At 63.9% G+C, this 15,318-nt stretch carries 9 protein-coding genes and 1 pseudogene; 5 read left to right on the forward strand and 5 right to left on the reverse strand.

The window, feature by feature from the left end; genetic code table 11:
* Window positions 1-434: 434 nt before the first annotated feature.
* Window positions 435-1,718: pseudogene (locus JZY06_RS03735) on the reverse strand (MurT ligase domain-containing protein); the annotation flags it as partial.
* 91 nt (window positions 1,719-1,809) lie between these two features.
* Entirely contained in the window at window positions 1,810-2,868 is a 1,059-nt protein-coding gene (locus JZY06_RS03740; RefSeq protein ID WP_330617071.1) for a DNA polymerase III subunit epsilon, read from the reverse strand.
* 135 nt (window positions 2,869-3,003) lie between these two features.
* On the opposite strand from JZY06_RS03740, the gene JZY06_RS03745 reads away from it, so the two are divergent.
* Complete coding sequence (locus tag JZY06_RS03745) at window positions 3,004-3,699, forward strand: TetR/AcrR family transcriptional regulator (RefSeq protein ID WP_207118473.1); 696 nt, start codon at window positions 3,004-3,006, stop codon at window positions 3,697-3,699.
* 243 nt (window positions 3,700-3,942) lie between these two features.
* Here JZY06_RS03745 and leuA read toward each other — a convergent pair whose 3' ends face one another.
* Together leuA and JZY06_RS03755 are read right to left on the reverse strand one after the other, a co-directional pair.
* Window positions 3,943-5,760 (reverse strand): 2-isopropylmalate synthase, encoded by a 1,818-nt coding sequence (gene leuA / locus JZY06_RS03750; RefSeq protein WP_207118474.1) that lies wholly within the window; start codon window positions 5,758-5,760, stop codon window positions 3,943-3,945.
* A gap of 872 nt (window positions 5,761-6,632) precedes the next feature.
* A complete protein-coding gene (locus JZY06_RS03755) occupies window positions 6,633-6,881 on the reverse strand; it encodes a hypothetical protein (protein ID WP_207118475.1) in 249 nt (82 codons plus the stop codon).
* A 698-nt stretch (window positions 6,882-7,579) separates the two neighbouring features.
* On the opposite strand from JZY06_RS03755, the gene JZY06_RS03760 reads away from it, so the two are divergent.
* Both JZY06_RS03760 and JZY06_RS03765 read left to right on the forward strand, forming a co-directional pair.
* Complete coding sequence (locus JZY06_RS03760; RefSeq protein ID WP_207118476.1) at window positions 7,580-9,835, forward strand: hypothetical protein; 2,256 nt, start codon at window positions 7,580-7,582, stop codon at window positions 9,833-9,835.
* A 122-nt stretch (window positions 9,836-9,957) separates the two neighbouring features.
* Window positions 9,958-10,701 carry a DUF1643 domain-containing protein gene (locus tag JZY06_RS03765; protein ID WP_207118477.1) on the forward strand — a complete coding sequence of 248 codons (744 nt, stop codon included), beginning with the start codon at window positions 9,958-9,960 and terminating at the stop codon, window positions 10,699-10,701.
* A gap of 96 nt (window positions 10,702-10,797) precedes the next feature.
* Here JZY06_RS03765 and JZY06_RS03770 read toward each other — a convergent pair whose 3' ends face one another.
* Window positions 10,798-11,661 (reverse strand): DMT family transporter, encoded by an 864-nt coding sequence (locus tag JZY06_RS03770; protein WP_207118478.1) that lies wholly within the window; start codon window positions 11,659-11,661, stop codon window positions 10,798-10,800.
* Between the two features lie 227 nt (window positions 11,662-11,888).
* Here JZY06_RS03770 and JZY06_RS03775 point away from each other — a divergent pair, with 227 nt between their 5' ends.
* Together JZY06_RS03775 and JZY06_RS03780 are read left to right on the forward strand one after the other, a co-directional pair.
* Window positions 11,889-13,154, forward strand: a complete 1,266-nt coding sequence (locus JZY06_RS03775) for an aspartate kinase (RefSeq protein WP_207118479.1) — start codon at window positions 11,889-11,891, stop codon at window positions 13,152-13,154.
* 459 nt (window positions 13,155-13,613) lie between these two features.
* Window positions 13,614-14,645, forward strand: a complete 1,032-nt coding sequence (locus JZY06_RS03780; protein WP_207118480.1) for an aspartate-semialdehyde dehydrogenase — start codon at window positions 13,614-13,616, stop codon at window positions 14,643-14,645.
* Window positions 14,646-15,318: the final 673 nt, after the last annotated feature.

The following is a 15,318-nucleotide window of genomic DNA, read 5'->3' on the forward strand; positions in this document are numbered from 1 at the left end:
CGCCCCCCGGCGCCCGCCCCCACCGGTGGGGTATCGGATGCGGGTGCGGCCGTGTGGTCTGCGGCCGACCGCGGCGCGTCATCGGCCGGGGTGTCGGGTGTGCCGTGGTCATCGGCTGCGGCAGCTGTCTCGGCTGCGGCGGCATCATCGTCGTCCAGCCAGTGGCGGCCGGTGCGGGAGGGGGAACCAGGTTCCCCGCTGGTGGGCGGGGCGGTGGTTTTTGCGGGGGCGCCGATAATCGACCGGCCGACCGACCCGCAGACCTCGGCGACATTGACGATGGTGGCTTCGATGGTTTCCCCCAGTGGATTGTCATCCGGCCCGGCCATGCGTCTGGCCCAGCGGGCGAGACGGCCGACGGCCGTCTCCCCGCCGGTGGAGCGGGGATCGCCGGCGGGCGTGCCGGTGGCCCGGTCGGTATCGGGTGGCGTGGGCCGGGTGAGGTTTTTGCGCAAATCCCGGAAAGCGGTGTAGTTGGCCAGCACTTCGACCCGCCCGCCGGGGGGACAGGCCCGCACCGCCTCCACGCAGTCGTGGATCAGCCGGTGGTCGATGGTGGCGTAGGTGAGTCTGACCGCCAGATCGGTTCCCCGTTCCCCGGCGGCGATGACCGGGGTGTCGCCGAAATCCTCGAAGGTGACATCCCACAGCCAGGACAAATCGACCCCGTCGGCCACCTGGCCGTTGACGGCGATGACCAGCCCGTCGGCGCTCCGGTCGACCATGGACAACGCTTCCTGCCAGCCGGCCGGGTTTTTCGCCAGCAGCATATGCACCATCCGGCCCTCAAACGGGATGGTCGCATAGCGGCCGGCCACATCATGGACCCGGCTGGTGGCTTTGACCGCCTGCGCGGTATCCGCGCCGCAGCTGACCACGGCAGCGGCCACCGCCTGGGCGGCATTGCCCCGGTTGGCTTTGCCGGGAACCGCCAGATCCAGCGGGTAGGTGGTTGCGTCGGGGGCGGACAGGCCCTCGGCGGTGACAATCCAGTCGGGGGTGGGTCGGCGGAACTCCCGGCCGTCGTCAAGCGTGTTTTTCGCCCACCAGTCACCGGATTCATCGTGCACAATGTATCCGCCGGTGCGGGGGCAGGATGCGGAATCAGCCAGCCAGCCCTTGCCCACCGACACCCACACCACGTTGTCCGAGTCGAAGGCCACCGAGGTCATGGCCACATCGTCACAGTTGGCGACCACCGTCATATCCGGGTGCCGGGCCACGGTATCGCGCAGGGCTTTTTCAATCCGGCCGATTTCCCCGCAGCGGTCCAGCTGGTCGCGGGACAGATTCAGCAGCACCAGGCAGGTGGGGTTGACCGCGTCGGCGACATGCGGGATGTGCAGTTCGTCGACTTCCAGGACAATGGTGTCGGCCCCCGGGGTTTCCAGCAGGGCGGAGATGATCCCGGCATCCATATTGTCGCCGCCGGAGTTGGTGCACACGGATCCGACCGTCGAACAGGCGGCCGCCAGCATTTTGGTGGTGGTTGATTTGCCGTTGGTTCCGGTGACCAGCACCACCGGCCGTCCGGCGACCAGCCGGGTCATGATTGTCGGGTCGATGGTTTTGGCCACCAGCCCGCCGATCATGCCGCCGGCGCCGCGTCCCGTGGCCCGGGACGCCCAGGTCGCGGCTTTCGCCGCGTGTTCGGCGGCGGCGGCCCGGGCGGTGTGGGCGGTCTCGGGGGAGAGAAACTTCGGGACAGGCAACTTCATAACACCGGATCTTATCTCATTGGTGATGTGCGGAAACGGTGGTGGCGCAGACCATGCCGGCCGTGTTTTCCCCCTTCGCCGCCCCCGGCGGTCAGCTGCGCCTGCCGCGGGCCACGGATTCGCACAGCGCAACAAAGTCCTCGTCGACAACCAGCGGGATGTCTTTTCTGTCCGCGTGCAAAGTTTTGCCGAACAGCTCATTGTCCCGGTTGCACACCACCACACTGGTTTGCCGGGTCAGTTTCTCCGAATAGCTCAAATTGGCGGTCACCGCCGCTTCGATGATGATGTCCGGATCCATTCTGATGTCCGGGGAGACCACCACCTCCATGCCTTCGACCAGGGGTGTTCCCGGTGTCCACACGCCGGGGTTGAGGAAACGCCGCTCGGCGTCGTTGGCGTCGACGCGGAGCAGTGAACGCTGCAAACCGAAGCGGTCGGCGCGTACCGCGGCCGGGTCAAAAGCGGCGATATCGCCGGTGGCGGCCAGCCGCCGGTAAATCCGCCACACCAGCATGGTGGATTCCCGGGTGAAACGTTTTTCCGCCAGTTTCGCCCGCCCCGGGGTGGCCACCGGCGACGGCCCGTCGACCCCGGAGGCCGCGGCCAGTCCCCGGATCCGGGTATCGGTGACCGTGACCCCCTGCCGTCTGGCTGAGGCCAGCACATCGACAATGACCACCGGTTTCGGGTACCGGGCCGGCGGGCGCCGCCGGCGGCGCCGGTGGCGGGCCGGTTTATCCAGCTGTTTTCTGGCTCTGGCGGCTTCGGCAACAATGAAACCCCAGGTCCTCGGCCCGTTGTGGACGATCATGGTGCGCCCGTCGGTGAAAGCGCACAACTGGCCCAACGCCTGGGTGAACGACACCCCCTGGGCAATCTGCGCCCGCGACAGCCCGTGCATGTGGAAAGGACCGGTGTCGCAGCGCGGATTGACCACCGCATGCATGGAATCGATTTTGTCCCCGCCCGCGGTGAAGGTGACCGCATCAATGGCCACCACCCGGGATGTCGACGGGTGGATCCCGGTGGTTTGCAGGCAGACAACCACAAACGGTGCCTGGGTCAAGCGGCGCTGTTTTTCCATGCGCCGTTTGGTTTTACCGGTCACCGCCGTGTCATCATCGGGTTGCTGCGCGGCGTCATCCACAACACCACAGCTTATCGGGTGCGGCGGTGGCGGGGAAAACACCCGGGCACCCCGGGCGTGCGGCGTGCGGTGCGCAGCCTTAGCCCGGGGTGTGGACAATCCGAAGGGCTATTGCTGTTGTGGCACAATAACCCCATGGAACAGTCTTATCCCGCGCACTCCCGTTCCCTCGGCCGGCCGCAACGGGTCGGCCGGAAAACCGGTCCGAAGCCGACCTTTACCCGGGCCGACGTTATTTTCGCCGCCCTGGACATCGGTATCGGCAAATTCACCCTCTCGGAGGTCGCCGGAAAAATCGGGGTGGCGACCTCGGCGGTCTACCGGCTGTTTGATTCCCGTGACGATCTGGTGCGGGCCTGTTTGGAGCACTGCGCGAAATCAGTGGACTGGGACGTGTCCCCGTCGATGAAGTGGCAGGCGGCGCTGAAACAGCTGGCCGACCGGATCTGGAATGTCTGCGAAGCCTATCCCGGCCTGGATATTTTGCTGTTCACCCTGCCGGGGGCGTACATGCCGGTGAAAAAATTCATCAACCGTTTCATCACTCTGCTCATGCGGGAGGGGTTCACCAAACAGCAGGCGCTGCTGGCCTTCGATTTCATCAGCGACACGGTGATCTCCGCGCATATCGGGATCACCGCGATGAACACCCCCGACGCCAGTGGGGTATCCGGCCTGGAACGCACCAACCAGCAGCTGGAGGAGACCGACTACTACCGCCCGGATGAAACCTACATGTCCCGCGGATTCCTCGACGAGAAACTGGACCTCATTATCGAGGGCCTGGCCCGGCGCCTTGAGGACACTGCCGCGAACACGCCAGACGACTAGAAATCCCCGCCCCGGTCCCCGGGGGATGTCTGTGTAACCGCCCCAAGACCGGGCCCGGCACATGTGGGGGCAGACGGCGGCCGTGGCCCGGCCACAGGGGAGACCAGCGGGGTGGGGCAGATCCGGCCCGCCGGCGGTGCACCCGCCCATGACTGCAGCCGGTGGCGGGGAGAGCGGTTTTTTAACATTCTCTCCCCGCCACCGGCTGTGCCCGGTGATTGATGGCCGGGTGCGGCCGGGCTGTCAGCTCAGGGCACGGTTGACCGCGGAGGTGACAGCTTTCAGTGAGGCGTAGGTGATCGATCCGGCGATACCGACACCCCAGGCGGTGGTGCCGTTGACTTCGGCGAAGACATAGGCCCCGGCCTCGGCATCGTCACCGGCGGTACGGGCATGCTGGCTGTACTGCTGGATTTCCACATCGACGCCAATGGATTCCAGGGCGTTGGTCCAGGCGGCGACCGGGCCGTTGCCGTGGCCGGTAATGGTTTTCTCCTCGCCCCCGTGAACCAGGGTGACGGAGATTGTCGCTTCGTCGCCCTCCCGGCCGATCGACTGGATGCTCACATCCAGCGGCTGGATGACATCGGTGCGGTCCAAATATTCGACGGCGAAGATGTCCCACATGGATTTCGAGTCGACCTCACCGCCGCGGGAATCGGTGACCGACTGCACGATGGAGGAAAACTCCACCTGCATCGGCCGCGGCATCATGATGCCGTGGTCCACCTTCATGATGTAGGCGACACCACCCTTGCCGGACTGCGAGTTCACCCGGATAACCGCCTCGTAGGTGCGGCCCACATCCTTCGGGTCGATCGGCAGGTAGGGCACTTCCCACTCGGCCGGACGCAACTGGTCCCAGGAAACATCGGTGTGGGTGGCACCGGGCCTGATTTTCGCCGCCATGGCATCCAGGCCCTTGTTGATGGCGTCCTGGTGCGAACCGGAAAAAGCGGTGAACACCAGATCGCCGCCGTAGGGGTGGCGTTCGGGAACCCGCAACTGGTTGCAGTATTCCACGGTGCGGCGGATGTGGTCGATATCGGAGAAATCGAGCTGCGGATCCACGCCCTGGGTGAACATGTTCAAAGCCAGGGTCACCAGACAGACGTTGCCGGTGCGTTCCCCGTTGCCGAACAAACACCCCTCGATGCGGTCGGCGCCGGCCAGATACCCCAGTTCCGCGGCAGCGACCCCGGTGCCCCGGTCATTGTGCGGGTGAAGGGACAGAACAATTGCTTCCCGGTTGTTGATGTTGCGGCTCATCCACTCGATGGAATCGGCGTAGACGTTCGGGGTGGCCATCTCCACGGTGGCCGGCAGGTTGATGATCATCGGGTCATCGGCGGTGGGTTGCAGCACGGCGGTGACCGCATCAACAACCTCTTTGGCGTAGGTCAGCTCTGTGCCGGTGAATGATTCCGGTGAGTACTCCCAGCGCCAGTGGGTGCCCGGGTAGTCGGCGGCCAAGGATTTGACCAGTTCAGCGGCATCGGTGGCCAGTTTTTTGACCTGCTCTTTGTCCTTGCGGAACACCACCCGGCGCTGCAGCACCGAGGTGGAGTTGTAGAAGTGCACGATCACATTTTTCGCGCCCCGGCAGGCCTCGAAGGTGCGGCGGATCAGATGCTCGCGGGCCTGCACCAGCACCTGGATGGTCACATCGTCGGGAATGAGGTCTTCTTCGATGATCTGCCGGACGAAATCGAAGTCCGTCTGGGAGGCGGAGGGAAAACCAACCTCGATTTCCTTGAAGCCCATCTCGACCAACAACAGGAACATCCGCCGCTTGCGTTCCGGGGACATCGGGTCGATCAGCGCCTGGTTGCCGTCCCGCAAATCCACCGCACACCACTGCGGTGCTTTGTCGATGGTTTTCTCCGGCCAGGTGCGGTCGGGCAGCGAAATCTTTTCCACCTCGTCGGCGAAAGCCTTGTAGCGGTGGACCGGCATCGAGGATCCGCGCTGCCGGTTCCATTCCGGCTGGCCGGGATTGCGCTGCCCTGTGGGGGTGGTAATGGCCGCCGGGGCGGAGATGAATGTGTCTGAGGGGCTCATGGGGTAAGCAGTCTTTCTTGTCTGGCGGGTGGTTGGTGGTGGCCGGGTGAAAAAACAGCCGGTGACCGGGTGGCGGTGGAAGGTGCCACCACCCTATCGGTATGTCGGTTTCCCGGCTACAACTCCCGCGGCGCAGCGCAGGAGGGGTGAACGGCAGCCGCGGCCACAGTATGCGCACAGGCAGGGCAACACGCGGCAGGCGCCGGGAAAAGCACCGGCCCAGCTTCTGCGGCCACTGTGAGGGGGCGGGTGAAAAAGGGGCCGCACAGCTGTGCGGATATGAAAAAACGGTTGGCGCATGCGAAAAACCCCGCGGGGGGACGCCAACCGTTGCAGCCCGGACAACCGGCCACGGACACTCACCAGAACGGTTGAATAACCGGGGTGTGTCGGGCCGAAGGCACCGGCTTTAAATCCCGCCGCGGCACATCAGCAGTAGTGCACGCATGCAAGTCATGGCACGCACTCTACCACAGGTTCCACACAATGGAATAACAACTCCCATGAAGTGGGAAAAAGTGTGGTTGGGGTAAGTGGTGGCCGGACGGTGATCTGTAGGTTGATCCCCGGCTCTGTTATAGCCGAGGGGTATTAGTTGCGGGGGTGGCGCGCCCCGTTGTTTTCCTGCACGGGGTGCCTGGATGGATGGAGTTTGGAAAACGCCCGGCAGGGGATGCGGGCCGCGTTTTCGGCGTCCCCATTCCCAAAAGTGGGGTGTGGTTGCCGCGATCGCCCCACGGGGCTTCGCACCTGACTACGGCATATTTTTCCGTTTCACCGGCCACCCCTTGTTTACCCGGACGACCGTGATAGCCGCCGGATGACAGTCCTGTACCCGGTGTGTTTCGGGGAGAAACGAAAAAACATGGGACCTAGTCATTGCCCCGCAGCCACCCGTTGGTCGTTTCCGGGAAACCGGAAAACGCCCACCCGGCGACTGCTGGCGGCAGGAGGCTGCGGACAAAAGGTCGGGAAAAACGGCAGGAAGGATGAAAAAACATTCGGCAGGGATCGCCGGTGTTGCCGTTGACGTCGGCGCGGTTATTGCCCTCGGGGACCGCATTCCTCCCGGGTGCGCCGGAAATGGCTGCGCGCAGCTTCAAGCGGGACGATTCCTCCATGTCACCGCTCCCTGTTGTTTCTGGCGGAGCTTGTCCACTACCGGCGGGTCGGCTAGCTGTCTGTGGTTTTATCCCCCGGGCGCTGTGGTGGATGGACCTGGTGATCTTCCGGTGGCCTGGCAGGTGTTCCCGGTGTGGCTGGAGGTGACGGTGTGGTGTTGGTGTGTGGTGGCGCACAGGCACCGGCGGTGGTTTCCGGTTACCGGCCCGGGCGGTATGGGGGCCAGCAGGGCCTCATGCGGGATCGACGGGATGGTTGGCGGTCTTTTTGTCTCCTGCCACGGTAGTGTTGGTGTGCGGGGTCTTCCGCTTGTTGTGCCTGACCCGACTTTTCTGAAAAACTGTGCCGCCCCGGCCGGTGGGAACGGTGGTCGGATTTTTTGTCACCCGCGTGAAAAACGCAACACCGCTAATCGTGCCCGGTCTGCTGCTGTCAGGACAGTCTCTGCTGCATGCGGTGGGAAAAGCTGCCGGATTTGCCGGTATTTTTTACGGCAAGTTTTTCTTCCCGGCTGCCCCCGGCAGTGGTGCGGGGAAAGGCAATACCTGTCCCCGCCCCGGCTGGCGCAGTATCTCCTTCCCCGGTATGGGCAGGCGACAGCGGATAGACCATCATCCACAGTGCCCGGATGCGCCTGTGGCGCCCCACCCCGGCGCCGCTGTTGCGGGCACGCCCTTTGAACAGAAAGCAGTCCACCGTGGCAGTCAATCGTTGTCCCTACCGGAGTCTTCTGGTGCGCCGGGTGGCCGCCGCCTGCCTGCCGCTGCTGTTGACGGCGGCTGTGGGTGTACCGGCGGCGGCGGTCCCGCCCACCGCGGCCGTGACGGCGCACACCCGGCCGGTCAGCTACCCGGAGGTGCGGTTGGCAACCGGTGCGGTTGTGGACGTGTCCCCGGTGTTTGCCGACGGGGATGCCGGGGATTGGGATTTCAGTGTCGGGCCGGCACACCACTTTCAGCCCGGGGTGCGGGTGAGAGTGGATACAACCTCCGGGGTGGTCACCATCACCGCGCCCGCCACCCCGCCCGGATCGGCCCCAGGACCCACCGGCCCGTTCACGGTGATGCTGCGGGCAACCAACCGCACCAGCGGGGCGGGTGTGGATACGGCGGTGACAGTCAATGGTGGATCAGCCGGCACCAATCCGGGTGCCGGGGATCATCCAACCGACAACGACCGGTGGCGGGTCGCCTACCCGGAGCCGGTGATGGCTCTGATCCCCGGCAGTGGCCGGGGGCCACTGACCAGTGCCCCGGCGGTGCTGGCGGTCACCCCTAAAAACGGTGGCCGGATACTTCCGCCGCAGGTGGCGGCAGTGAGCATAACAACCGGTTGGGTTCCGCCCCGGGGAGTCACACCGCACCTGGACTCCGACGGCCAGGTGACAGTGACAGTCAGCGGCACCGCCGACAACCGGCTGGCCGGCGCGGCCGGGGGTGCGGCAGGTTCTGCCACAGGCTTCGCCCCGGTCGCCCACCGGGTGGTGGTTCCGGTCACCGTCACTTTTGCCGACGGCACCACCGTCGATGTCACTGCTGCCGGCCGGGCGCCGACGTTTATCGTGGTTCCCTTCGATCCGGTGGGTGATATCGACGGTGACGGCCTGGTCAACGGACTGGATCCGGATATCGACGGTGACGGGGTGTCCAATGCCGATGAGCTGGCCACCAATCTTGATCCGCTCAGCCCCGACACGGCAGCCGCCCGGGCGGGTAAAACCATCGATCCGGCCACCGCTTTTCCGGCGGCCGCCCACGCCGATGGTCTGCTCGACAACGATGCCGATGGGGTGTCCAATGCCGGTGAATCCTATGTTCCCCGCTTCTGGGATGACGCGGCCGGGCGCATGAGGGATCAGCCGTTGACCGACGTGTCGGATGATGGTTTCGGGCGGCAGGCCGTTACTGATATTGACGGCGACGGCGGGGCTGATCTTGCCCAGCAAAGCTATGCCGGGCATGGCGGCGACATGGATTCGGATGGTTTGGCCGATACCGTCGACCCGGATATCGACGGCGACGGGGTCAACAACAATGATGAGATTGCCGCGGGCCTTGATCCGGCCAACCGGGACACCGACGGTGATGGGACCCCCGACGGGGAAGAGGACTCCGATCGTGACGGGCTGAAAAACGCGGCGGAAAGCTTTGTTCCCAACGGCATGTTCGCCGACACCGACAGCCCGCCGGACGGTATCGCCAATCCGGGGATCACCGACCGTGACGCCACCGGTTTCGCGGATCTGCTGGAAAACGGCACCCGTATCGGTGGCCGCCGCAGTGACGCCGACGGGGACGGGATACCCAACTTCGCCGACCCGGATGCCGATGGTGACGGCATCAACAATGTCGATGAGCTCGCCGCCGCCGGGGTGGTCGATGACGCCGGTTTTGTGGTCTATGCCTTTGATCCGCTCAACTGGGACACCAACCGGGCCGACAACATCGCCGGTGACGGTGCGGGGGATGCCAACGGTGACGGTATCGCCAACGCCGACCAGTCTTTTGTCCCCGACGCAGCTACCGCGGTCTATGACTCCAACGGTGACGGCCTGGCCGACCGGTACGCCGACGGCGGGCTGAAAAACAAGCTGATTCTCACCGACGACAACACCAACGGCCGCCCGGACTTCATTGACCCGACCTGGCGCAGTGTCACCACAGCACCGTCCGCCCTGATTCCCGCGGTCCCGCCGCGAACCGACACCATGTCTTCCCCGATGGCGGACAGCGCGGCAGCGCTGTCGTCCCGGACAGATGGGAATAACACCACTGCAGTACAGCTCATGCCCCCCGGGCAGCGCTGGCGGGTGTTTTCCCTGGCCGCCACGGGCAGCACCCTGATCGCCCTGCTGGCCGGATACCTGTCACAGCTGCCGCAGCTGGTTGTCGGCATGCCGTGGTTTGCCGCCGGGCCGGTACCCCGGTGGCAGTGGCCACGGCTGCCGTGGTGAGATAACAAACGTCATATCAACCAACGGTTTCAATCCGCCCGCGGCGGGACACCACAGTCCGGTTTGCTGTGCCCCCGGGCACCCACGGGGGAGGGAACCGTGGAAGAGTTCAGGAGGTCTGCATGTCCAACAGCAAGGAAGAACCGGACAAACTCCCCATTGGTCAACGCCGTGCCGCCATGCGGGATCACCTTCGCGCATGCGGTGTCAACGGTGCGCTCGCCGCGTGGGGTGATGATGAAGAAGGTGATGATGAAGAAGACGTCACCGTCTACCCCGCGGATCCGGAGACACAGCGTGTCCGCTGGTTTCTGCGCAAAACATACCCCGGCAATGACAGCGGGAAGAATTATCTTTTCATCGGCATGAATCCGTCAACGGCGACGGATTTGGACGATGGCAATGATGCCACGACAGAGAAGATTCTGAGTCATTTCCGCCCGCATGCCCGGTCGATTGCCATCGTGAATCTGTTTTCCTTCGTCTGCACCAAGTCCGGGGAGATGGCGGACCTGCTGCGGAAGGAGGAACCTGCCGTCAGGGAATTCACAGAGCTTTCCACCGAAGGTCTGGGAAAGCTGCTTGATGCCGTGCTCCCGACAATCGATGTGGTGGTGCCCATGTGGGGAACAGCCCGGGGTGAGGACCATGCGTGGAAGCGGCAAGCCGCACAGGCTGCCCTGGAAAAAATCCGACAGTGGAAAGAAGCCCCCAGCCACCGGGAGGTGTTGTATTTCAGGCCCACCTACCCGACCCACCCCCAGTACTGGAGCGGCATCAATTCCGGAAACATCCGCAGTTGTTTTCCGGAAGCCAACCTGGATGAGCTGGAAAAAGATGCCGGGGGCGACAGCGGCCGGGACTGATCAACCGCGGCCACGGTCCCAACACTGCCCATGGTTGTTGCCGGTACCGGTTGAACGGAGCATCCCACCCGGTACTCATCGGCTTTTTCGCGCAGGCTAGCCGGACTGTGCGGCCCCCAGCATGGACAGCTTCACCGCAGAGACCACCATTCCGGCGATTGCGGCAATCATGAGAATCCATCCGGCGCCGGTGACCGCGAAGGATTCATCCAGCACAACATAGCCCAGGCCGAAGGCCAGCATCGGTTCCACAATGGTCATGGCGGGAAGTGAGTGTTTCAGCGCCCCGGCGTTGAAGGAGGACTGCTGCACGATGGTGCCGATCACCGCCCCGGCGATCAACGCCCAAAATTCCCACGACAGCATCATCTGCACCACCCCGTCATGCACCAGATTGTCGGTGACTGCTTTCGACAGCAGGGCCACATAGCCGTAGATACCGCCGGTCACTGTCCCCAATATGATGGCTTTGCGCCGCCTGAACTGGGTGTGCGCCCACCGGTCCAGGGCAAACAGCACCACGATGCCAATCCCCAGTGCCGGTATCCACCGTGACAGCGGCGGGTGGATGGTCCCGGGATTGGGCCGGCCCAACAGCACCACCGCCGCCACAGCCAGTGACAGCAGCAGCGCCCAGGTGGTTTCCGCCCGGGAGATTTTCCTTCCCTCCGCCCACGCCGACATCGGCAGGGTGAACACAAGAGACAGCACCAGCATCGGCTGGACCACCAGAAGAGTGCCGAAACCCAGGGCCACCACCTGCAGGGCGTAGCCTGAAAGCGCCAGAAACGTTCCGGCCCACCAGATGGGTTGACCGGCCATCGCCCGGGCCGCCGCGCCCGAGCTTTTTTCTTTTTTGACCTCTACGCGCCCGGCGACCCGGTGGCGGACCACTGTTCCCCATGCGATTGTCAACGAGGACAGCAGCCCGAATCCGGCGGCGATTACATTGCTGTGCATTGCGCACGAGTCTATCGCCACCCCAGTTGTGCTGCAGTGTGCGGCCCGGGAAAACCGGGGCAGGACACCTGCCGGGCACGGCTGCCGCAGGCCCCGGGAAAGACACGGGGGCCGGGATGCGGGGTGCGGGTGAAAAGCACTTCCACCAGGCGTGTCGGCGACTGGTGTCGGCAATCGGCTAATATCTATCATGCGACCGTATCCCCCTAGCGAAAGGTGGCCTCACCGTGGCCCTGGTTGTACAGAAATACGGCGGTTCCTCCCTGGAAAGCGCCGAACGCATCCGTCGGGTAGCCGAACGAATCGTCGCCACCAAAAAGCAGGGCAACGATGTGGTGGTGGTGTGCTCGGCCATGGGTGATACCACCGATGAGCTTCTTGATCTGGCCGCCCAGGTCAACCCGGTGCCCCCGGCCCGGGAACTGGATATGCTTCTCACCGCCGGTGAACGCATGTCGAATGCTCTGGTGGCCATGGCCATTGAGTCTTTCGGTGCTTCGGCCCGCAGTTTCACCGGTTCCCAGGCCGGTGTGCTGACCACCGAGCGCCACGGTAACGCCCGTATCGTCGATGTGACCCCGGGCCGGGTGAAAGAAGCCCTGGAAGAAGGGTCGATCTGTCTGGTCGCCGGTTTCCAGGGGGTCAACAAGGAATCCCGGGATGTCACCACACTGGGGCGGGGTGGCTCTGATACGACAGCTGTCGCCCTGGCTGCTGCACTGGATGCGGATGTCTGCGAAATCTATTCCGATGTTGACGGTGTCTACACCGCTGATCCGCGGATTGTGTCCAATGCCCGGAAACTCGACCAGCTGAGTTTCGAGGAAATGCTCGAACTGGCGGCGGTCGGATCGAAAATTCTTGTCCTGCGCAGTGTGGAATACGCCCGCGCTTTCGGCGTGCCTTTGAGGGTGCGTTCGTCCTACAGCAACGACCCCGGCACCCTGGTTGCCGGTTCAATGGAGGATATCCCCGTGGAAGAAGCAGTACTGACCGGTGTCGCAACAGATGTGACCGAAGCAAAGATCAGTGTCATCGGTATCCCCGATAATCCGGGTGAGGCCGCCCGTATCTTCAGGGTGCTGGCGGACGCGGAGATCAACATCGACATGGTGGTGCAGAACATCTCCTCGATCAAGGACAACAAAACCGACATCACCTTCACCTGCCCGCGGGCCAACGGGCCGCACGCGATGGAGCTGCTGAAAAAACTGCAGGCCGAAGGGGTGGCCGAGAATGTGCTCTACGACGACCAGATCGGAAAAGTCTCCCTGGTCGGCGCCGGCATGAAATCACATCCCGGTGTCACCGCCACTTTCTGTGAGGCACTGCGCGATGCGGGCATCAATATCGAGATGATCTCCACCTCTGAGATCAGGATTTCCGTGGTGCTGCGCGAATCCGATGTTGCGGCAGCCACCAGAGCCATCCACGATGCTTTTGAACTCGGCGGCGATACGGAAGCCACCGTCTACGCCGGAACCGGCCGCTAGGACACACACCACCACCTGCCGGCTGCCTGGCCGGCGGGTGGTCCCTGTGGCTGGACCACACCACAGGCCAGCAGTGGAAAAACCCTGCCGGTGCAACCTGTGTACCGGCTGCCGGGTACACCAACAGAAAAACCCCCGCAGCAGGGCTGCCGCCCGCGGCGGTGAAGGCCCACAGGTGTGCAACGCGGGCACTTGAAAAAACCCGGGCACGAATCCGGATGGGCCGCACACCGCAAAGGGATCCTGCGGGTTTTTTCACCCGTGTCATCTCCACCGGCTGCTGTGTGTGTCCGCTGTGTGACCGTGGCGTAGAACCGGTCTGTGATTTCCGGCGGAATACCCGCTTTCAACAGCGGTGCCGGCCCCCGGCTGCTCTAGAGTTGGGTGGGGCGCATGGTGTGCGCCCACCTGGTACCACCTGCCTGTATTTTTTCTTGTTTCATAAGGAGCTTTTTACCCATGACCACCATTGCAGTAGTAGGCGCCACCGGCCAGGTCGGCCGGGTGATGCGCTCGATTCTCGAAGAACGTGATTTTCCCGCCGATAAGGTGCGGTTTTTCGCCTCTGCCCGCTCCGCCGGCACCACCCTCGAATTCAGGGGCCGGGACATTGAGGTTGAGGATCTGGACAAACAATCCGTCGAGACACTGACGGGCATCGATATCGCGGTGTTTTCCGCCGGTGGGTCGACGTCGAAGAAATGGGCGCCCGTGTTCGCCGAAGCCGGTGTCACTGTTGTCGACAACTCCTCGGCCTGGCGCAAAGACCCGGAGGTTCCGCTGGTGGTCAGCGAGGTGAACCCGGAGGCAGTCACCAACCGGCCGAAAGGCATTATCGCCAACCCGAACTGCACCACCATGGCCGCCATGCCGGTGATCAAGGTTCTGCATGATGCCGCCGGTCTGAACAAACTGCATGTCTCCAGCTACCAGGCGGTGTCCGGTTCCGGTCTGGCAGGAGTGGAAACCCTGGCCCGGCAGCTGCGGGACAACGCCGATATCCTCGAGCAGCTGGCCCATGACGGTTCCAAGCTTGATGCCGGGGACTTCGGCCCCTATGTTGCGCCGATCGCCTGCAACGCCCTGCCGATGGCCGGAAACTACGTCGATGACGGGTCGGGTGAAACCGACGAAGAGCAGAAACTGCGCAACGAATCCCGCAAAATCCTCGGCATTCCGGAGCTGAAAGTCTCCGGCACCTGTGTGCGTGTCCCGGTGTTCACCGGCCACACGCTCACCATCCACGCCGAATTCGACAAACCCATCACCCCGGAAGAAGCAACGGAACTTCTCGCCAAAGCCCCCGGTGTGAAAGTTGTTGAGGTCCCCACCCCCCTGGAGGCCGCGGGCATTGACCCCTCACTGGTGGGACGTATCCGCCAGGACCAGTCCGTCGACGACAACAAGGGCCTGGTGCTGGTGGTGGCAGGCGACAACCTGAGAAAAGGTGCCGCACTCAACACCATCCAGATCGCCGAGCTGCTCGTCTAACAAAAACACCGGCCGCCCCGGCAGAGGACTCGCGGTTTTTCTCCGCACAGCAGTTTTTGCGGGACCCACCACCGCACCCCATTTGTGTCATGTGACATAAAATCTCTGTGGGGGTCTCCAAACAAACCAGGGTCCGGCACAAGCGGTGACCGGTCCCCGGCATGGTCTTCACACATGACAGGCGCCACCGGGTGGCCTGCGAGACAAAAAGTCGCAGGGTCCACCCGGTGGCGCCATCTTTTTTCCCACCCCGCCCCGCTGGGCCGGGCCGCTGTTATCTGCCCTGTCTGTCACACATCCCACAGGTGAAGAAAACACCGGGGCCTGTGGCACACCCTCCCCGCTCAAGGCCACCGGGATAGTGTCTACCGCACCCACCCACCCGTGATCTGGTGGGCGGGTGATTTTTTTTAAGCGCCAAAGTGCCGGTGGTGTCCCCGATGGCCCCATTCCGGCCACCGCCAGCCCGGAAAAACCGGGACAACCCACCGCCGGCTGCCGCCAGCGGTATCGCTGTGGTGTCCCGGGCAGCAGCTGTTGGCGCCAGTGGAAACCCCGGTGGGGCAGCACCACCGGCCCACCAGACTGGCCATTCGTTGTGCCAGGTTGCTTCAGCCCCCGGGGGAAGCAACACCCCAGGGCAGTCTTTCCGCCGGTCGTGGGCGCCGGTAAG

The sequence above is a fragment of the Corynebacterium mendelii genome, from assembly GCF_017307055.1.
In the GTDB taxonomy this organism is placed as follows: domain Bacteria; phylum Actinomycetota; class Actinomycetes; order Mycobacteriales; family Mycobacteriaceae; genus Corynebacterium; species Corynebacterium mendelii.